Source organism: Xanthomonas sp. D-109 (assembly GCF_017746095.1).
Classification (GTDB): Bacteria; Pseudomonadota; Gammaproteobacteria; order Xanthomonadales; family Xanthomonadaceae; genus Xanthomonas_A; species Xanthomonas_A sacchari.
Window position 1 is genome coordinate 97,420 of sequence record NZ_JAGHWV010000008.1, and the last position, 17,844, is coordinate 115,263.

The following is a 17,844-nucleotide window of genomic DNA, read 5'->3' on the forward strand; positions in this document are numbered from 1 at the left end:
CGGTGTGCGCATGCAGGCTGTTGTGATTGCACGTCACCTCCGTTTTACCTCGGACGCTTTGCACTGCGGCACCGGCAGCTTGCCCGGCACCTTCGCACAGAGGATTCGCTTGACCGAACTGCGTTCCCCTGTCGCCCTTGGCGATGCCGCCGACCTGCGCGGTGCCGCACTGCATGCGCTGGCACGCTACCCACGCTTGCCGCTGCCTGGCGGCGGCGACACCTTGGACCGCTGGCGGATCCTGGCCGAGATCGCCGCGGTCGACGTGTGCCTGGCCAAGGTGCTGGAAGCGCATTACGACGCGCAGGCCATCCTCGCCGAACTCGGCGCACCGGCGCCGCCGCCCGGGCAGCTGTTCGCTGTATGGGCTGCAGAGGCGCCGGACGCGCGCCTGGTCTACCGTGGCGATGCGCAACGTGGCGAAGTGCTTGGCCGCAAGGCCTGGTGTTCCGGCGCCGGCATCGTCGACCAGGCGCTCATCACCGCGCACGACGTGGAGCGGCAGCAGCTGGTGCAGGTGCAATTGCGCCAGCCCGGCATCGCCGTCGACGCGCAGGCCTGGGCCGCGGTCGGCATGTCCCGCGTGGTCAGCGGGCCGGTGACCTTCGATGCGGTGCCGGCATTGGCGATCGGCGCGCCGGGCAAGTACCTGCAACGGCCCGGCTTCTGGCACGGCGGCGCCGGGATCGCCGCTTGTTGGTACGGCGCCGCCAGCGCGGTGGCCGAGCGCCTGCGCGCGCATCCCAAGCTGCAGCGCGACGCGCATGCAGCGATGCACCTGGGCGTGATCGACCAGCAGCTCGGCGCCGCGCGCGCGTTGCTGCGCGAACTGGCGGCCGCCATCGATGCCGCGCCCGAGCAGGCGCATCGGCACGCGGTGGTCCGGCTGCGTTCGTTCGTGGAGCGCGCCGCCACCGATGTGCTCGATCGCGTCGGCCGTGCGCTCGGCCCGGCGCCGCTGTGCAGCGACCGCGAACACGCCATGCGCTGCGCGGATCTGGCAGTATTCGTGCGGCAGAGTCATGCCGAGCACGACTGGGCCGCGCTCGGCCAGGCGCTGGGCGAGCAGGTGCGGCCATGGCGGCTGTGAGCGCGCCGCAGCCGCAGATCCATGGCGACGGCACGCCCGAGTCGGCGTGGCAGCGTTCGGCGTGGCTGGCCGCGTTGCCGCAGCGCCCGATCGAGGGCATGATCGCGGACACAGCGCGGTTGCTGGTGGTGTCGCCGCATCCGGACGACGAAGCGCTGGGCTGTGGCGGCGCGATCGCCTGTGCGCGCCGGCTGGGCATCCCCGTGCAGCTGATTGCGGTGACCGACGGCGAAGCCTGCTACCCGCACGACCCGTACTGGACGCCGCAGCGCCTGCGCACGGTGCGGCGTGCCGAACTCGCCGCGGCCATGGGCCGCCTGGGCGTCGATCCCGCCGCGATCTGTCACCTCGGTCTCGGCGACGGCCTGGTCGGCGCGCAGGAGACGGTGCTGGCCGAACGCCTGCATGCGCAGTTGCGCGCGGGCGACCTGGTACTGACCACCTGGCACCGCGATGGCCATCCCGACCATGAGGCCAGCGCACGTGCGGTGCGGCAGGCGGTCGCCGCCGTCGCCGCACGGTTGCTCGAGTTCCCGGTCTGGGCCTGGCATTGGCTGCAGGCCGACACCGCGCCGCAGGCCCTGCACGGCGCCGTCCGCTATGCCCTGAACGATGCCGACTGGCAGGCCAAGCAGGACGCGCTGCAGTGCTTCGCCTCGCAACTGGGCACCGCGCAGCCAACGGTGCCGGCGCCGATCCTGCCACCGCAGGTGCTGCAACGGTTCGCACGCCGCTTCGAGGTCTTTGTCGCATGAGTTCGGTCCAGGCCTATTTCGGCGCCCTCTACCGCGACGACGATCCGTTCGGCTATCGCGAGCGCTGGTACGAAGCGCGCAAACGCGCGCTGCTGCTGGCCAGCCTGCCGCGTGCGCGCTTCGCGCGTGCCTGGGAAGTCGGCTGCTCCAACGGCGAACTGACCGCGGCCCTGGCGCCGCGCTGCGATGCGCTGCTGGCCACCGACCTCTCCGAGCGCGCGGTGGCCCTGGCCGCGCAGCGCAATGCCGCCACGGCGCACGTGCAGGTGCAACAGGCCGAGCATCCGCGCACCTGGCCGCCGGGCCGTTTCGACCTGATCGTGTTCAGCGAGGTCGGCTACTACCTGCCTTTGCCGCAATTGCAGGAATGCACGCAGCGCCTGCGTGCATCGCTGAGCGAACAGGGCGTGCTGGTCGCCTGCCACTGGCTGCACCCGTTCGCCGAGGCCTGCATGGACGGGCGCGCGGTGCACGCCTGCCTCGCGCAGCGCCTGGAGCTGCCGCGGCTGTTGCGCTACGAGGACGAGGACGTGGTGCTCGACGCCTGGAGCGCCACGCCGTATTCGGTGGCCGCGGCGGAGCGGCTGCGGTGATCGCGGTACTGATCCCGGCGCACGACGAGGAGGCGCTGATCGGCGCCTGCCTGCGCTCGGTGGCGCGCGCGGCGCGATGCGCGGGCCTGCGCGGCGAGGCGGTACAGGTGTTCGTCGCCCTGGACCGGTGCAGCGACGGTACGGCCGGCATCGTCGCCGCGCATGGCGCGCACGCCATTGCGCTGCAGAGCGGCAATGTCGGCAGCGCGCGGGCGGCGGCGGCGCAGGCGGCGCTGGCTGCCGGCGCGCGCTGGCTGGCCTGTACCGATGCGGACTCGGTGGTGCCGGCGAACTGGCTGTCGGCCCAGCTGGACTGCGCCAGCGACGCGTTCTGCGGCATCGTCACGGTGAACGACTGGGCCGACTACGACACCACGTTGCGCGAGGCTTACCTGGCCGGTGAGTGCCATGAGGACGACCACCCGCACGTGCATGGCGCCAACCTCGGCGTCAGCGCCGAACTGTACTTGCGCTGCGGCGGCTTCCTGCCGCTGGCCGCGCACGAGGACGTGGCCCTGGTCGAGGCGATGGTGCGCGTGCAGGCGCGGATCGCGCGCCGCGCGCAGCCGGTGGTGGTCACCAGCGCGCGGCGGGTGGCGCGTGCCTGCGGTGGCTTCAGCGACTATCTCAAGCAGATGGAACGCAGCCTGGCCGAGTCCCTGCTGCCCGTGGTCGATGGCGACGCGCTGGCTTGAGGGTTGGAGCGCCGCGGCGGGCGGCTTTGCCATCGCGCGCTTCAAATGCCCGTGTCGACTCCGGCAGCGCGGGCTGACCAACTGGCTGGGCGTGGTGCAGTGCAGCATGCATGGCTCGGCGCTGCCGGTGAGAAGCAGCGCCAGGGCCGGCCACAAAGGGCTCTCGCCAGCGGCGTCAACCGTTCGTCGCGAACAGGTGAAGATTTCACGCCTCCTTCACCCTGTGTCTTTGTAGACACGCCGCCCCGAGGTTCGGGATAAGTTTTCCTCGGGCCTCGCCCTCGCTGGCGGCGCGGAAGGGGCTCGCCCGCTTTTTGTCAAGTCCGTGACAGGCTTTTTGACCATGAATCAATGACTTATTTGTTCTGGTCAGGTGAGGGCGCCTTTGGCCCCTTGTCCACAGGGGGTGTGGATGACTTCTGCATAAGGTTGTGGATAAGGCCGATGCCGGCCCGTGACACAACAGTGTCAAGAGGGGTGGCGAAAAATTGACCAGGCGATTTTCCGGTCGTCATCCGGCCCGCCCGGATGGCCTGTTTCGGCCGCTTGATGAGGGCATGAAGGCTGTGGATGGGGACGGTACCTGCGGCCGGATCCTGTCCTCGCAATGCCGCTCGTCGATGCGGACGGCAGCCTGGGAACACGCGCTGGCGCGCGGCCATCCGTTGAGGCCGTGGTGACACCGAACGATGGCGTCCCCAGCGCACCCCAGGTCTCGGCTCGCGGCCATCGTGGTGCACCGGTTGGCGGACCGGCGAGTGCCGACGGCGACCCGGCCGGGTCACGATCATCGCCATGGCGCCACGCGGGGCGGCGCCATGACGGGCACCGCCGCATTGTGCTCAGGCGAGCAGGCGCAGCTTCGGCTCGCGGCTCCACTGGCGGGTCTTGGCGGCGTTGATGAAGCCCTTGCTGTCGCCGGCCTCGACCACCCCGGCATCCTTCTGCACATTGCCGGCCTTCAGCAGCGGCTGCGCGCCGGCGTCGGCCGCGATGGCCTTGAGGTGGGCGAAGGCGTTGCTGACGAAGTCGATGGCCGCCGATTCCTTGCTCAGTTGCTTGCCGGCCTCGGCCGACAGCACCACCGCCACCGCGTCGAACACGAACGATGGGGTGCCGGCCAACTGGCCGTCGGCGGCCAGCTTCTTGCCATCGCTGAGCTTGGCGCCGCCGACCTTCGGCGCGACGATCTTGACCGTGGCGCCGGCGTCGCGCGCCGCCTTCTGCAGCGCCTTCACCGTTGCCGCGTCCGAGCCGTCGTGGACCAGGATGCCGATGCTGCGCCCGACCAGGATGGGCTTCATCTTGCCGATGATCTGCAGCGCCGGCGACAGCGGCATGTCCTGCGGCGCGACGGCGGCCGGCGGTGCCGGCGGCAACGTGTCCATGCCCAGACCGTCGGCGACGCGCTGCGCCAGCTTGGGATCGATGTGGCGCAGATGCCCGACCACCGCTGCACGCACGTGCGCGGTCTCGACCTTGGACAGCTCGAACACCAGCGCCGAGGCCAGGTGCGCCTGTTCCGGCTGGGTCTGGCTGCGGAAGAACAAGCGCGCCTGGCTGTAGTGGTCGGCGAAGCTCTCGGCGCGGATGCGGCCCTTGGCGGCGTCCTCGGCCGGCGTGCGATGGCTGACGAAGCCACGCGCGGTCTCGCGCGGGCTGTCGCTCTGCAGCGAGCTGGGCTCGTAGGCGACGCGGCCCTTGGGCACGCCCATCTGCATGTGGCCGTCGCGCTGCATGTTCGCGAACGGGCACTTCGGCGCGTTGATCGGCAACTGGTGGAAATTCGGCCCGCCCAGGCGGCTGAGCTGCGTGTCCAGGTACGAGAACAGGCGGCCCTGCAGCAGCGGGTCGTTGGAGAAGTCGATGCCGGGCACGATGTTGGCCGGGCAATACGCCACCTGTTCGGTCTCGGCGAAGAAATTGTCCGGCCAGCGGTCCAGCACCATGCGCCCGACGATCTGCAGCGGCACCAGTTCTTCCGGGATCAGCTTGGTCGAATCCAGATGGTCGAACGGGAAGGCGTCCGCCTGTTCCTCGGTGAACAACTGCACGCCCAGCTCCCATTCCGGGAAGTCGCCTTGCTGGATCGCCTCGAACAGGTCGCGGCGGTGGAAGTCCGGATCGGCGCCGGCCAGCTTCACCGCCTCGTCCCAGATCGTGGACTGCAGGCCGAGCTTCGGCCGCCAGTGGAACTTGACGAAGGTGCTGTTGCCGTCGGCATCGAGCAGGCGGAAGCTGTGGATGCCGAAGCCTTCCATCATGCGCAGCGAGCGCGGAATGGTGCGGTCGCTCATCGCCCACATGATCATGTGCAGCGACTCGGGCGTCAGCGAGATGAAATCCCAGAACGTGTCGTGGGCGCTGGCGGCCTGCGGGAAGCCGCGGTCCGGTTCCATCTTCACCGAGTGGATCAGGTCCGGGAACTTGATCGCGTCCTGGATGAAGAACACCGGGATGTTGTTGCCGACCAGATCCCAGTTGCCTTCCTTGGTGTAGAACTTGACGGCGAAGCCGCGCACGTCGCGCGGCGTGTCCACCGAGCCGGCGCCGCCGGCCACGGTGGAAAAGCGGGTGAACACCGGCGTCTTCACCCCGACCTCGGTGAGCAGCTTGGCGGTGGTGTACTTGGCCAGCGAGGCGGTCAGCTCGAAGTAGCCGTGCGCGGCGCTGCCGCGCGCGTGCACGATGCGCTCGGGAATGCGCTCGTGGTCGAAGTGGGTGATCTTCTCGCGCAGGATGAAGTCTTCCAGCAACGTCGGCCCGCGCGGCGTGGCGCGCAGCGAGTTCTGGTTGTCGGCGACCGGGATGCCCTGGTTGGTGGTCAGCGGCGGATGCGTGCCGCCGGCCTGCTGGTGCAGTTCGTCGCCATGGCCGCGCTGGTCGGTGGGCGCGGCGGTGGAGGTGGGGGCGGTGGACGATGCGGAATCGCTGGGCGTGCGCTTGCGGCTGGCCATGGAAGATCGCTCCGGGAGGCGACGAACGGGGAGGGTGCTGAGAGACCGACGCGCGAACACGTGGGCTGCAGTGGAATCCCGATCCTGGGCGGCGCGGCGTGAACGAGCCGTGCAACGCGCTGCATCGCACGCACTTGTCTACTGCCGTGCGCGCGATGCGCAGGCATGAAAAAACCCAGCCTCGCGCACGAGGCTGGGTCTCGGGTGCAGCGTCGAACGAGGACGCGGCTCAGACCACCGCGTCTTCCTTGTACGCATCCACCGGGATGCACGCGCACATCACGTTCTTGTCGCCGTACACGTTGTCCACGCGCGCCACCGGCGGCCAGTACTTCTGCTGTTTCAGGGTCGGCAGCGGGAACGCGGCCAGCTCGCGCGGGTAGGCGTGGGTCCACTCGCTGGCAGTGACCTGCGCGGCGGTGTGCGGGGCGTGCTTGAGCGGGTTGTCCTCGCGGTCCAGGCGGCCGTCCTCGATCGCGGCGATCTCCTCGCGGATCTGGATCATCGCGTCGATGAAGCGGTCCAGCTCGTGCTGCGATTCGCTCTCGGTCGGCTCCACCATCAGCGTGCCGGCGACCGGGAAGCTCAGCGTCGGCGCGTGGAAGCCGAAGTCGATCAGGCGCTTGGCGATGTCCTCGGCACCGATGCCGCTGGTCTTCTCCAGCGGGCGCACGTCGAGGATGCACTCGTGCGCGACCAGGCCGTTGCGGCCGGTGTACAGGGTCTTGTAGTACGGCGCCAGGCGCTTGGCGATGTAGTTGGCGTTGAGCAGCGCGACCTGGGTGGCCTTGCGCAGCCCGCTGTTGCCCATCATGGTGATGTACATCCAACTGATCGGCAGGATCGAGGCGCTGCCGAAGCTGGCGGCGCTGACCATGCCGACCTCGCCGTCGCCGCCCAGGGTCTTGGGCAGGTACGGCGCCAGATGCGCCTTCACCGCGCACGGGCCGACGCCGGGGCCGCCGCCGCCGTGCGGGATGCAGAAGGTCTTGTGCAGGTTCAGGTGCGACACGTCCGAGCCCCACTTGCCGGGCTTGGCCAGGCCGACCAGCGCGTTCATGTTGGCGCCGTCGGTGTAGACCTGGCCGCCGTGCGCATGCACCGCTTCGCAGATCGCCACCACGTCTTCCTCGAACACGCCGTGGGTGGACGGGTAGGTGATCATCAGCGCGGCCAGGCGGTCCGAGTACTTCTCGGCCTTGGCGCGTATGTCGGCGACGTCGACGTTGCCGTTGCCGTCGCACTTGGTCACCACCACGGTCATGCCGCACATCTGCGCCGAGGCCGGGTTGGTGCCGTGCGCCGATTCGGGGATCAGGCAGATGTCGCGATGGCCTTCGCCGCGGGCGCGGTGATAGGCGCGGATCGCCAGCAGGCCGGCGTACTCGCCCTGCGCGCCGGAGTTGGGCTGCAGGCTGACCGCGTCGTAGCCGGTGCATTCGACCAGCATCGCCTCCAGTTCGTCGATCAGCTGCTTGTAGCCGACGCTCTGCTCGACCGGGGCCAGCGGATGGATCGCGCCGAACTGCGGCCAGGTCACCGGGATCATCTCGGCGGTGGCATTGAGCTTCATGGTGCAGCTGCCGAGCGGGATCATGGTGCGATCCATCGCCAGGTCCTTGTCGGCCAGCGCGCGCATGTAGCGCAGCAGTTCGTGCTCGCTGTGGTGGGTGTTGAACACCGGGTGCTGCAGGAACGCGCTGTGCCGCAGCAGTTGCGGCGGCAGCGCGTCGGCGGTGGCGGCGTCGAGCGCGTCCACGTCGGCCCGTGCGCCGAACAACTGTGCCAGCGCGACCACGTCGGCGCGGGTGGCGGTCTCGTCCAGGCTGATGCCCAGCGACGCGCTGTCGATCTTACGCAGGTTGATGCCGGCCGCACGCGCCTTGGCGTGGATGGCCTCGGCATCGACGCCGGTGACGTGCAGGGTGTCGAAGAAGCGCTCGCCGACGGCGACGCCGGCGCCGCGCAGCGCTGCGGCGAGGATCGCCGCCAGACGGTGGGTGCGGCGGGCGATGCGCACCAGGCCCTCGGGGCCGTGGTACACCGCGTACATCGAGGCCATCACCGCCAACAGCACCTGCGCGGTGCAGATGTTGGAGGTGGCCTTCTCGCGGCGGATGTGCTGCTCGCGGGTCTGCAGGGTGAGGCGGTAGGCGGGGTTGCCGGCGGCGTCGATCGACACGCCGATCAGGCGGCCCGGCATCGAACGCTTGTAGGCGTCGCGGCAGGCCATGAACGCCGCGTGCGGGCCGCCGAAGCCGAACGGCACGCCGAAACGCTGCGAGTTGCCGACCACGATGTCCGCGCCCCATTCGCCCGGCGCGGCGATCAGGGTCAGCGCAAGCAGGTCGGTGGCGACCGCGACCAGGCCGCCTTGCGCATGCACCGCGTCGGCCAGCGCCTTGTGGTCGCCGATGTGACCGAAGCTGTCGGGGTATTGCAGCAGCACGCCGAAGCACTCGGCCTGCAGCGCTTCCTCCGGGGTGCCCACGCGCAGCACGATGCCCAGCGGCTCGGCGCGGGTGCGCAGCAGTTCCAGGGTCTGCGGATGCACCGCGTCGTGCACGAAGAACGTGTCGGACCTGGACTTGGCCGAGCGCTTGGCCAGGGTCATCGCTTCGGCCGCGGCGGTGGCTTCGTCCAGCAGCGAGGCGTTGGCGATCTCCATGCCGGTGAGGTCGGCGCACATGGTCTGGAAGTTGATCAGCGCTTCCATGCGGCCCTGCGAGATCTCCGCCTGGTACGGCGTGTAGGCGGTGTACCAGGCCGGGTTCTCGAGGATGTTGCGCAGGATCACCTTCGGCGTGTGGGTGCCGTAGTAGCCCTGGCCGATGAAGCTGCGGAACACGCTGTTCTTGTCGGCGATGGCGCGGATCTTGGCCAGCGCCTCTTCCTCGGTGACGGCGTCGGGCAGCGCCAATGCGGCCGGCGATTTGATGTTGCCCGGCACGATGGCATCGGTCATCGCCTCCAGCGAGTCGTGGCCGACGGTGCGCAGCATGTGCGCGATCTCGGCGTCGTTCGGGCCGATGTGGCGCTCGATGAAGGCCGAGTGATGTTCGAGGTCGCGCAGCGAAGAGGTGTGAGACATGGCAGTCGTCCGGCTGAGGAAGGCACGAGGAGGCGGGGACGCGCGCAAGGCCGTCGTCGGGCCGCAGCGGCGGGCACGATCGACGGGAAGCGCGTGTCTTCCCAATGCCCCTCTGTCCTTTTGCCTGAGAGTTTGGAAGCGGCGGCTGGCGCGCGCTTCGTGCCCCTTCGGCGCCGGGTTTGACCGGTCTCTCCAGAGTCTTGGTGCGGGTGGTATCGGGCCTGAGCGATTACGGGCGTTTGCGCCTTCGGCAGCGGGTCGCCCCGCTTCTCCCACCTTGCTGCGCCGCGATTATAGCGTGGCCGGCGCCGCCCACGGCGGGCGGTTCGCCCCCACGCCAGGCTGAATGGGCAAGCCGTGGCGGATGCGCGCCGGCGGCGGCTGCGCGTATCATGCCCGCACTCCCTTCTCTCGCGCCCGTCCATGCCGGACGGCGTCGTCGCGCGCGCGCCGGTCCTGCGGCCGCCGCGGCCGGCTTTTCAGGATGATCTCCCCATGACGCTCCCGTCCGTGTCCACGCGCCGCATGGCCCTGTTGCTGGCCGGGCTGGCGATGTTCGGCCCGTTCTCCATCGACACCATCTTCCCGGCGTTCCCGCAGCTGGCGCAGCGCCTGCACGCCGATCCGGTGGCGATCCAGCAGACGGTGAGCGTGTACCTGCTGGCCTACGCGCTGATGGGCCTGGCCCACGGGCCGCTGTCCGACGCGCTGGGGCGGCGCCGGGTGATCGTCGCCGGGCTGGTCGTGTTCATCCTGGCCTCGGCCGGTTGCGCGCTGTCGCGCGACCTGCCGACCCTGCTGATGTTCCGCGCGCTGCAGGGCGTGTCGGCCGGCGTCGGCATGATCGTCGGGCGGGCGGTGATCCGCGACCTGTACCACGGCGACGATGCGCAGCGGCTGATGAGCCAGGTGTCGATGATCTTCGGCATCGCCCCGGCGATCGCGCCGGTCATCGGCGGCTGGATCCTGGGCAGCGGCCGCGGCTGGCCATTGATCTTCTGGTTCCTGGTTGGCTTCTCCTCGCTGCTGTTGCTGGCGACCCTGCGCTGGATGCCGGAGACGCATCCGCCGCAGGCGCGCACGCCGCTGGCGCCGCACACGTTGCTGCGCGACTACATCGGCATCGCGCTCAATCCGCGCTTCCAGCGCCTGGCCGCGGCCGGCGCGTTCAATTTCGGCGGGGTGTTCCTGTACATCGCCTCGGCGCCGGTGTTCATGATCGACCTGCTGGGCAAGACCGAGCGCGACTTCGCCTGGCTGTTCCTGCCGACCATCGGCGGCATGACCCTGGGCGCGTTCCTGTCCGGGCGCATGGCCGGGCGGCTGGGGCCGATGCGCCAGGTGCGCTTCGGCTTCGTCTGCTGCGGCCTGTCGATGGCCGGCAACATCGCCTACACCGCGCTGGCGCCGGCGATCGCGCTGCCGTGGGCGGTGCTGCCGATCTTCTTCGCCGGCCTGGGCACCGCGCTGATCTTCCCAATCCTGGCGCTGGCGGTGCTGGACATGTACCCGCGCCAGCGCGGGCTGGCCTCGTCGCTGCAGGCCTTCACCCAGTTGATGGTGACCGTGCTGGTGGCCGGGGTGCTGTCGCCGCTGCTCAGCGGCCATGCGCTGCACCTGGCGCTGGGTTCGGGCGCGTTCTTCCTGCTCGGCTGGGGCTTCTGGCGCTGGGAGCGGCGCAGCGGCAAGCGCCTGCCGCGTCCGGGCGCGCAGGTGCCGCGGCTGGAACCGGCGGACCCGCTGTGAGCGGCGTCGCGGTTGGGCTATCGTCGTCGGGTCATCGTTGAGGAAACCGCATGTCCATCCAGTCCAAGCAGCGCCGCGATCTGCGCAAGAAGCTGGCCGAGCGCCTGCGCCACCGTGCCGAGGATGCCGCGCCGGTCGCGCCCATCGAGCCGCATGCGGAACTGCGCGACCAGCAGCGCACGCTGCTGGCCGGCATCGTGCGCCGCGACGGCGAGTGGGTGCTGGGCATGGACGGGCGCATCGCCGGCCAGAGCGAGAGCGCCGCGCAGGTGCTGTCGCTGATCATGCAGGCGGCGGAACTGCACGAACGCGCCGGCACGCCGGTGCGGCTGATGTACTCGGACGCGCTGAAGGACGCCGCGCACGCCGATGCGCAGGCGCAGGGCCTGAGCTTCGACGAGTTCAAGACGCGCCACGCCCAGGTCATGCGCCGCGACGACGGCGCGGCGGCCCCGGCCTGAGGCCATGGGCCAGAGCGCGGGCCAGGCTGCGCAGGAGGCCGTGTTGCTGACGCGGGTGCGTCGCCGCGACGGCATCGCACTGATCCAGGCGCACCGCGCCAGCGTCGCCCTGCATCACCCGTGGAGCTATCCGTTCACCGACGTGCCCGGGTTCGAAGCCTGGTACGCGCAGACCCTGGACGGCAGCAACATCGCGCTGCTGGCGCGCGAACGCAGCAGCGGCGCGCTCGCCGGCCTGTTCACCTTCAGCCAGGTGGTCGGCGGCTGCTTCCAGAGCGCCTATCTGGGCTACCACGCCATGGCCGGCTGCGAGGGCCGCGGGCTGATGACGCATGCGCTGCGCCTGTGCGTGGCCTACGCCTTCGCCGAACTGGGCCTGCACCGGGTGGAAGCCAACATCCAGCCGGACAACACCCGTTCGCTGGCCCTGGCGCAGCGCGCCGGCTTCCGCCGCGAAGGCTATTCGCCACGCTACCTGCGCATCGGCGGGGTCTGGCGCGACCACGAGCGCTGGGCGCGGCTCGCCGACGACTGAACGGCCGCATCGCGGTCGGCTGAGGCGGGCTGGCGCGGACCTGCCTGCGCAAAACCGGCGGTGACAGCGTCGTTGGCCGGCTCGGGACATGCCGCGACGCAATGTCGGAGTTTTCCTACCCAGATCGGCGAAAGCATTGGCATGCCTGGCTTCGCTGAATACGCCTCCCTACGGGGCCGCATGGGGCGGTGGAAATGGAATGCGCTTCATGCAAGAGTCCCGCGCCACCTGACTCATCCGCTCATCAAGGACGATGGCCGCAGCAGGCTCTCGAACCCGACCATCCAGTGGCCGCGCTGCGGCCGCTGACGGCGGTTCGTCGCCGCCTGCCGCCGTGCAGTCGCCGCGATGATCGTCACTCCCCTGTATCGCACCAGACATGCCGAGACCGCCATGACCCACCCCTCGACCCGTCGCCACCGCTTCTCGCGCCTGTTCGCAGGTGTCGCGCTCGCCGCCTGCCTGGTCGCCGCGCCCGCCAACGCGACATGGATCGTCAACGACCCGATGTCGATGGCCAAGGCGTTGGAGGAATACGCCAAGGATGCCAAGCGCTGGGCAGAGACCGTCAAGCAGTACCAGATGCAGTTGGAGCACTACCAGCAGCAGCTGATCAAGCTGCAGCGGCTGCAGTTCGGCGATTCCCCCATGGCCGACACCTTTCCGGAACGGCCCCAGGACTACGGCCTGGAAGACAGCTGCCCGGGCGCAAGCCAGAGCGGCATCGCCGGGCTGATGAACCAGTTCAAGGCGCTCGCGCCGGACTTGAACGGCAGCGCCGTCGACGAGCAGATGAAGGTCTGCGCGCGCATCGTGCTGGCCAAGAACGCCCAGTACAACGAGACGGTGCGCATGCTCAAGCGCCTGATCCAGCGCAACGAGCAGTTCAAGCAGGTGCAGGCGCAGCGCGACAGCGTACAGACCAGTCAGGGCGCCCTGGCCGCCAACGACAACGAGGTACAGCGCTTCGTGGCGCAGAACGCCATGGACCTGGATTACTGGCAGGCGCAGATGAAGGCCTACGACACCTACATCGTGGCGCTCAAGGACGACCAGTCGCGGTTGGCGCGGCGGGCGCTGGACGGCAACAAGAGCAACATCCTGGGGCAGGTGATCCAGGCGGGTGTGCTCGCCGGCGCGCTGTCGAAGTAACGGCGCAGGCAACTCCAACACAGCACAGGACATCGGGCAGGCACGCAGCATGAACGGACTTTTCGACACCGCCACGCACTGGATGCAACCGTTGGCGGACGCCAATCTGGGGGACTTCCTGTTCTTCCGCCTGGTGAACAACTACTTCACCGACGAGATTGCCGATTTCGGCCTGGAGCTGATGCGCCGGGCAATGCATTGGGTGAGCGTGATCGCGCTGACCGCGACCACGTTCTGGGTCCTGATCCAGGGCTACCGCATCGCGACCGGGCAGTCGCGCGAGTCGGCGATGGCGACGATGGTCAAGGCGGCCAAGGTCGCGGTGATCCTGATGATCGCCTCGACCCTGGGCGCGAACGGCGCGGCGCTGCACAAGACGATGACCGACAACCTGGACAAGGAGATCCATGGGTTGTTCACGGGCGACGACACCAGCAGCGCAGCCGACTCGATCGACGACAACCTCAAGTACACCCAGTTGGCGCTGTCGGCGCTGGATGCGGTGCGTGTGGACGCCAACGATCCCGAATCGATCGAGAAGAAGGGGCGCTCGATGCTGCTGGCCAGCTTCGGCACGGCCAGCCCGCCGATGGCGGCCGGGGCGATGTTGCTGCTGTTCAAGTTCACCATGGCATTTCTGGTGGGCATCGGCCCGATCTTCATCTTCTTCCTGATGTTCGACCAGACCAAGGACCTGTTCCGGAAATGGCTGTTCTACGTCATCGGCACGCTGTTCTCGATGTCCATGCTGTCGGTGGTGTCGGCGATGGTGTTGAAGTTCACCGCCAAGGTGGCGGCGGCGTACTGGGCGATGAAGTTCATTCCGCTGGCCAACGCCGAAGGCCTGTCGTCCCAGGCGTTGCAGCAGGGCGGGATCGGGTTGCTGATGACGGTGCTGATCGTCACGGTACCCACGATCGCGGCGGCGGTCTGGCAAGGCAACATGGGCACGTTCATGACCTACACGGCCTTCGGCCCTGCGACTGCGTCTTCGCCGGGGCCGCAGGGGCAGCCGCCGGGGTCCTACCGCCCACCACAAACCCGACCGGATTCGCAGGCTTCGTCGGATTCGATGGTGGGATCACCCAGCCAGCGGGTGAGCGGCGCGCCGTCCAACAATGTCCTTCCCGAGGGCAGTGGTGGTAGAGGGTTGGCCAACCAAGGGCCCCGTTTCAGCTGAGGTGACAGATATGCCCATGAAATGTAAGTACCTAACACTTCTCGTCTTGATAGTTGCGGCGCACGAAGCTCACGCGGAAGGGGGATGCCCCCCCGGGCAGTACCCTATTGGAGGTCAGGGAGCGGCCGGTTGTGCCCCGATTCCGCAGAGCCAGGCGGCCCCGCAGGAGGCTCCCCGGCCGACTGGGTACTGGGTCAAGACCTGGGGTGCCATTGCCATGGGCGCGGGCGATGGCTGGAACAGCTTTGGTGTGACGACAGGCAAGGCGTCGAAATCCGAAGCGGAGGCTGACGCGCTGAAACGATGCGTCTCCAATGGTGTAAAGGATTGCCGGATTGGCTTTGTCTATAAGAACCAGTGCGCTGCCGTCGCGGAGCCACAAGTGGGGGGGAGAGGGTACCTTGATGGACCGACAAGTTTCGCCGCGGCAGGCGACGAAGAAGCAGCCAGCGGTGTCGCGATGGAGCGTTGCGAGCGAGAGAATCGCGCGGTCACCGGCATGCAATGCAAGGTCATCTACACCGCATGTTCCAAGGCGGTTTTCAAGCGCTATTGATGCCTGGCCTCGAGCGAGGCTGGAAGATTGGTACCCCCTCAAGGAGAAAGGGTCGTGAAGAAGCGTGGATTGTTTCCCTTGGCGCTGCTGTCAGTGATGGCGTTGCCCTCGTCGGCGCAGACTGACGGTTACTACGAGTTCATTCCGTACTACGACAACGATCCGTTTCTCTTCTGCACGATCGGCGTGCCCAGCGACTGCTGGGCGCCGATCAATCCCGCCACGGGCGCGTTCACCGTCACCAATCCTTACTGCTACAACGCGTACTCGTCGGCGATGTATGCGCGTGTCTGCCCCCATGCGTTCACGAGCGGTAAGGTGGGGTCAGCGGCGGCGACACCGCGCTCTTCCGTGGTGCGGGACAGCGCTGCCGTTCCCTGACTTGGTCGATGCAGGAGTCGTGACATGTCCCACGTGCTGTGGTCGAAGGAGTGGCAGATATGCGTGCGGCGCACATGTGCGCTGCTGACCACGGCGCTGCTCGCACTGCTGCTCACCGCCGGGATGGCTGCGCTGGCCTACCGTCATGCGGGCGGCGCGGCGCTGCTGATGGCCCAGGCGTTGGCGGTGTTGGGTGCTCTGCTGCAACTGGGCATGGTGGGCATGCTGGCGCTGCTGGTCGTGCGCGCGTCGCGCGCCTGGTGGCGCCTGCGCTCCGGTGGCAAGCGCACGGTCCAGTCCAGGCAGTTGTGCCATGCCATCCTGCAGGTAGCCGCGATGACCTTGCTGATGTGGTTGTCTGCGCTGGCAGCCGTCGCGCTTCCCGGTTCGCTGCCGCTCTTCATCCGGGTGCCGGAGCTGGGCCTGTCGTTGCTGATGTTGATCGCTCTGTTGCTGATGCAGCGCCTGCACGTGCGCCATGGCTGCCGCCGGCTGACCGACGCCCTCGCTGCCGCAGAGCATGCCGCGCGGCGCACGATCGTGGCCTGAGATCCTTTCCGTGAAAGCCAAGATTCCCTGTGCTCTGTCCTTTCTGCTGTTGTTGACAGGATGCAACCCGATGAACACTGCCTCGGAGAACGCCGCCAATCCGCATGGCGACGCCCATGGTGACCCGGTGTACCGCAAGAATCCGCATCCGACGCAGGCGTATCGGATCACGATGACGATTGAGGATGCGCCGGGACCGTTTGGATTCGTGGATGCTGCCGCTGTCTATCAGATGAGCAACTACGAACAATGCACGCCAGGAGAGCCGCTTGAAGGCGTGTGGACAAAACGCAAGGACGATCATATCCCTGCGGCTTTTGCGAAGGTCGATGCCAACACCTATGCCACTACGATCTATACCGATGGGATGGTGGATGCTGACTACTACGGTAAGGGAATCTGCCACTGGAGGATCAATGGCATCGTCATCGGATTGAAGGCAACAGGCAAGCAGCAGGAGACGAATTTCTCTCCCAGTCTTGAGAGGCCAGAGATTATCGGGTCCCGGTCGAAGGTCACCTACTTCTGGAAGGGCCGCTATCCCAAGGAGGATATGGATGATTTCCAGGATATCGGTCAGCGCAATGCGGAAGATTTCGACGAAGAGACTCGCAACAACTTGTTCAAGGTCACGCTCAAAGCAGAGCGGGTGGCCCCATGACGTTGACCAGTCAACAGTACGCAACCCTCGCATACGACGTTTATTCGAAGCCGAATGAGTTTGGGCCGAAGAGCGCCACCATTGAAATCGGTGGAGAGTTCTACCGGCGCCTTGCATACGTGGATCGACCTTCCGGCTATCAAGGCATCCTCTACCAGCGAGTGAATACCGGCGAGTTGGTTGTCGCGCATCGCGGGACCGAATTCGATCGTCAGCCGTTGCAAGATGGCCTTGCGGCCGATGGCGGCATGGTCGCTACGCGGCACAATAGGCAGGTGAATGACGCCATCGAGTTCACGCGCGAAGCCGTGCAATATGCCGAGAAGATAGGCGAGCATGGAAGGGTTCCGCCTGTCGTTGTCACCGGTCACTCCCTAGGCGGTGACCTCGCACAGGTCACGGCCCACCACTTCGGCCTGAAGGGCGAAACCTTCAACGCCTACGGCGCGGTCAGCCTGGATCGGCGCATTCCCGAAGGCGGCACCGACGTCATCAACCACGTCATGGCCGGCGACCCGGTCAGCGCTGCCAGCCGGCACTACGGCCAGGTCCGCATCTATGCCACGCCCGAGGAAGTCGCCACGCTGCAGCGCGCCGGCTACGACAACAGCAAGGGAAGCTGGGAGGCACGCAATCCTTTCAGTGCGGTCGGCGGGTTGATCGTCGAGTCGCACCGCATGCACAACTTCCTGCCGGTGGACGGCAACGGGCGGCCCGACCGGTCCGTGCTGGAAGATCCGGCGGCGCAGCAGCGCGCCGCGCAGGACGCGCCGATGATCGGCAGGTACCGCGAGGATGTCGAGTCCATGCGCATCGGCACCACGCTTCTGGCGCGCGGCGTGCGCGGGCTGGCCGGTGACGCCATCAATGAACTGCGCGGGCCATTGCCGCCGGGCGAAGGCCGGCAGGGCATCGGTGCGGCGGAATGGCCGGGGCACATGCAGCGGCTGAATCTGCCGAAGACGGAAGCCCGCGAGCCGCAGGGTTGGCACGTGCCGCTGAAGGTGCCGGAGCAGGGGGCGGCAGTGCGCGACGAAGACCCGCTCTTCTGTGCCATCAAGGCGCGATTGCCGGCCGCCACGCCGGATGCCACGGTGAGGCATGCCGCGGCGCAGGCCCAGCGCGACGGCATGACGCGGCCCGAGCAGATCAAGCACGTCATGGTCGACGGCTGCAGTGCCTGGATCGAAGGGTATACGCCGGGGTTCAGGGTGAAGGTCGATCTCTCTGCGGCGCCATCGCGACCGGAAGAGGCGATCGCCTCACCCGCCAAGGGCGGGGCGGCGCTCGCTTTGCCGCAGGCCGACAGCGAGGCGCAGCAGGTGTCTGCACGAGCGCGATGAGCGCTTCGGTCATGTCGTGGCTTCTTTCCCCGCTTGATTGAACCGCACGCCGCGCATCTCCTCTACGCGCTTACCTGCACGGTCTGTCCTGACGACTGC

The 17,844-nt window shown here is 68.0% G+C and carries 16 protein-coding genes and 1 riboswitch; of the genes, 14 read left to right on the top strand and 2 right to left on the bottom strand.

What is annotated here, in order from left to right:
- Positions 1 to 118: 118 nt before the first annotated feature.
- Genes J7357_RS08585 through J7357_RS08600 form a run of 4 tightly spaced genes read left to right on the top strand, consistent with a single transcriptional unit; the run spans position 119 to position 3,133 of the window.
- Positions 119 to 1,090, top strand: a complete 972-nt coding sequence (locus J7357_RS08585; protein WP_244667398.1) for an acyl-CoA dehydrogenase — start codon at positions 119 to 121, stop codon at positions 1,088 to 1,090.
- Positions 1,078 to 1,845 (top strand): PIG-L family deacetylase, encoded by a 768-nt coding sequence (locus tag J7357_RS08590; protein WP_209245804.1) that lies wholly within the window; start codon positions 1,078 to 1,080, stop codon positions 1,843 to 1,845. Before J7357_RS08585 ends, J7357_RS08590 begins: the two co-directional genes overlap by 13 nt.
- Positions 1,842 to 2,438, top strand: coding sequence for a class I SAM-dependent methyltransferase (locus J7357_RS08595; RefSeq protein ID WP_209245805.1), 597 nt, complete (start codon positions 1,842 to 1,844; stop codon positions 2,436 to 2,438). The genes J7357_RS08590 and J7357_RS08595 overlap by 4 nt, the downstream gene beginning before the upstream one ends.
- The gene (locus tag J7357_RS08600) at positions 2,435 to 3,133 is read left to right on the top strand and encodes a glycosyltransferase (protein ID WP_209245806.1); all 699 of its coding nucleotides are present in this window, start codon (positions 2,435 to 2,437) and stop codon (positions 3,131 to 3,133) included. Before J7357_RS08595 ends, J7357_RS08600 begins: the two co-directional genes overlap by 4 nt.
- Before the next feature lie 842 nt (positions 3,134 to 3,975).
- Here the strand turns inward: J7357_RS08600 and J7357_RS08605 are convergent.
- Both J7357_RS08605 and gcvP read right to left on the bottom strand, forming a co-directional pair.
- Positions 3,976 to 6,090 (bottom strand): catalase, encoded by a 2,115-nt coding sequence (locus tag J7357_RS08605; RefSeq protein WP_209245807.1) that lies wholly within the window; start codon positions 6,088 to 6,090, stop codon positions 3,976 to 3,978.
- Between the two features lie 229 nt (positions 6,091 to 6,319).
- Positions 6,320 to 9,181, bottom strand: coding sequence for an aminomethyl-transferring glycine dehydrogenase (gene gcvP, locus J7357_RS08610; protein WP_209245808.1), 2,862 nt, complete (start codon positions 9,179 to 9,181; stop codon positions 6,320 to 6,322).
- Between the two features lie 102 nt (positions 9,182 to 9,283).
- A riboswitch (glycine riboswitch) is annotated at positions 9,284 to 9,387 on the bottom strand.
- Between the two features lie 289 nt (positions 9,388 to 9,676).
- Between gcvP and J7357_RS08615 the strand changes: the two genes are divergently transcribed.
- The 10 genes from J7357_RS08615 (at position 9,677) to J7357_RS08660 (ending at position 17,745) form a co-directional block, all read left to right on the top strand.
- On the top strand, positions 9,677 to 10,927 hold the full coding sequence (locus tag J7357_RS08615; protein ID WP_244667379.1) for a multidrug effflux MFS transporter: 1,251 nt from the start codon (positions 9,677 to 9,679) through the stop codon (positions 10,925 to 10,927).
- A 50-nt stretch (positions 10,928 to 10,977) separates the two neighbouring features.
- Entirely contained in the window at positions 10,978 to 11,388 is a 411-nt protein-coding gene (locus J7357_RS08620) for a hypothetical protein (protein ID WP_209245809.1), read from the top strand.
- 4 nt (positions 11,389 to 11,392) lie between these two features.
- On the top strand, positions 11,393 to 11,923 hold the full coding sequence (locus J7357_RS08625; protein WP_209245810.1) for a GNAT family protein: 531 nt from the start codon (positions 11,393 to 11,395) through the stop codon (positions 11,921 to 11,923).
- Between the two features lie 513 nt (positions 11,924 to 12,436).
- Complete coding sequence (locus J7357_RS08630; protein WP_209245957.1) at positions 12,437 to 13,075, top strand: hypothetical protein; 639 nt, start codon at positions 12,437 to 12,439, stop codon at positions 13,073 to 13,075.
- Positions 13,076 to 13,124: 49 nt separating this feature from the next.
- Positions 13,125 to 14,255, top strand: coding sequence for a type IV secretion system protein (locus tag J7357_RS08635; RefSeq protein ID WP_209245959.1), 1,131 nt, complete (start codon positions 13,125 to 13,127; stop codon positions 14,253 to 14,255).
- Between the two features lie 16 nt (positions 14,256 to 14,271).
- Entirely contained in the window at positions 14,272 to 14,811 is a 540-nt protein-coding gene (locus J7357_RS21500; RefSeq protein WP_209245811.1) for a DUF4189 domain-containing protein, read from the top strand.
- Positions 14,812 to 14,865: 54 nt separating this feature from the next.
- Positions 14,866 to 15,192 (top strand): hypothetical protein, encoded by a 327-nt coding sequence (locus J7357_RS08645; RefSeq protein ID WP_209245812.1) that lies wholly within the window; start codon positions 14,866 to 14,868, stop codon positions 15,190 to 15,192.
- A gap of 24 nt (positions 15,193 to 15,216) precedes the next feature.
- Positions 15,217 to 15,741 carry a hypothetical protein gene (locus tag J7357_RS08650; protein ID WP_209245813.1) on the top strand — a complete coding sequence of 175 codons (525 nt, stop codon included), beginning with the start codon at positions 15,217 to 15,219 and terminating at the stop codon, positions 15,739 to 15,741.
- Between the two features lie 70 nt (positions 15,742 to 15,811).
- Positions 15,812 to 16,402: a hypothetical protein gene (locus tag J7357_RS08655; RefSeq protein WP_209245814.1), complete on the top strand. Its 591-nt coding sequence runs from the start codon at positions 15,812 to 15,814 to the stop codon at positions 16,400 to 16,402.
- Complete coding sequence (locus J7357_RS08660) at positions 16,399 to 17,745, top strand: hypothetical protein (RefSeq protein ID WP_244667381.1); 1,347 nt, start codon at positions 16,399 to 16,401, stop codon at positions 17,743 to 17,745. The genes J7357_RS08655 and J7357_RS08660 overlap by 4 nt, the downstream gene beginning before the upstream one ends.
- Positions 17,746 to 17,844: the final 99 nt, after the last annotated feature.

What these genes read in the sequence shown, in the direction of transcription:
- J7357_RS08590 (WP_209245804.1), top strand. Translation starts at nt 1,078, where the DNA reads ATGGCGGCTGTGAGCGCGCCGCAGCCGCAGATCCATGGCGACGGCACG.
- J7357_RS08595 (WP_209245805.1), top strand. Translation starts at nt 1,842, where the DNA reads ATGAGTTCGGTCCAGGCCTATTTCGGCGCCCTCTACCGCGACGACGAT.
- J7357_RS08605 (WP_209245807.1), bottom strand. Translation starts at nt 6,090, where the DNA reads ATGGCCAGCCGCAAGCGCACGCCCAGCGATTCCGCATCGTCCACCGCC.
- gcvP (WP_209245808.1), bottom strand. Translation starts at nt 9,181, where the DNA reads ATGTCTCACACCTCTTCGCTGCGCGACCTCGAACATCACTCGGCCTTC.
- J7357_RS08615 (WP_244667379.1), top strand. Translation starts at nt 9,677, where the DNA reads ATGACGCTCCCGTCCGTGTCCACGCGCCGCATGGCCCTGTTGCTGGCC.
- J7357_RS08620 (WP_209245809.1), top strand. Translation starts at nt 10,978, where the DNA reads ATGTCCATCCAGTCCAAGCAGCGCCGCGATCTGCGCAAGAAGCTGGCC.
- J7357_RS08625 (WP_209245810.1), top strand. Translation starts at nt 11,393, where the DNA reads ATGGGCCAGAGCGCGGGCCAGGCTGCGCAGGAGGCCGTGTTGCTGACG.
- J7357_RS08630 (WP_209245957.1), top strand. Translation starts at nt 12,437, where the DNA reads ATGGCCAAGGCGTTGGAGGAATACGCCAAGGATGCCAAGCGCTGGGCA.
- J7357_RS08635 (WP_209245959.1), top strand. Translation starts at nt 13,125, where the DNA reads ATGAACGGACTTTTCGACACCGCCACGCACTGGATGCAACCGTTGGCG.
- J7357_RS21500 (WP_209245811.1), top strand. Translation starts at nt 14,272, where the DNA reads ATGAAATGTAAGTACCTAACACTTCTCGTCTTGATAGTTGCGGCGCAC.
- J7357_RS08650 (WP_209245813.1), top strand. Translation starts at nt 15,217, where the DNA reads ATGTCCCACGTGCTGTGGTCGAAGGAGTGGCAGATATGCGTGCGGCGC.
- J7357_RS08655 (WP_209245814.1), top strand. Translation starts at nt 15,812, where the DNA reads ATGAACACTGCCTCGGAGAACGCCGCCAATCCGCATGGCGACGCCCAT.
- J7357_RS08660 (WP_244667381.1), top strand. Translation starts at nt 16,399, where the DNA reads ATGACGTTGACCAGTCAACAGTACGCAACCCTCGCATACGACGTTTAT.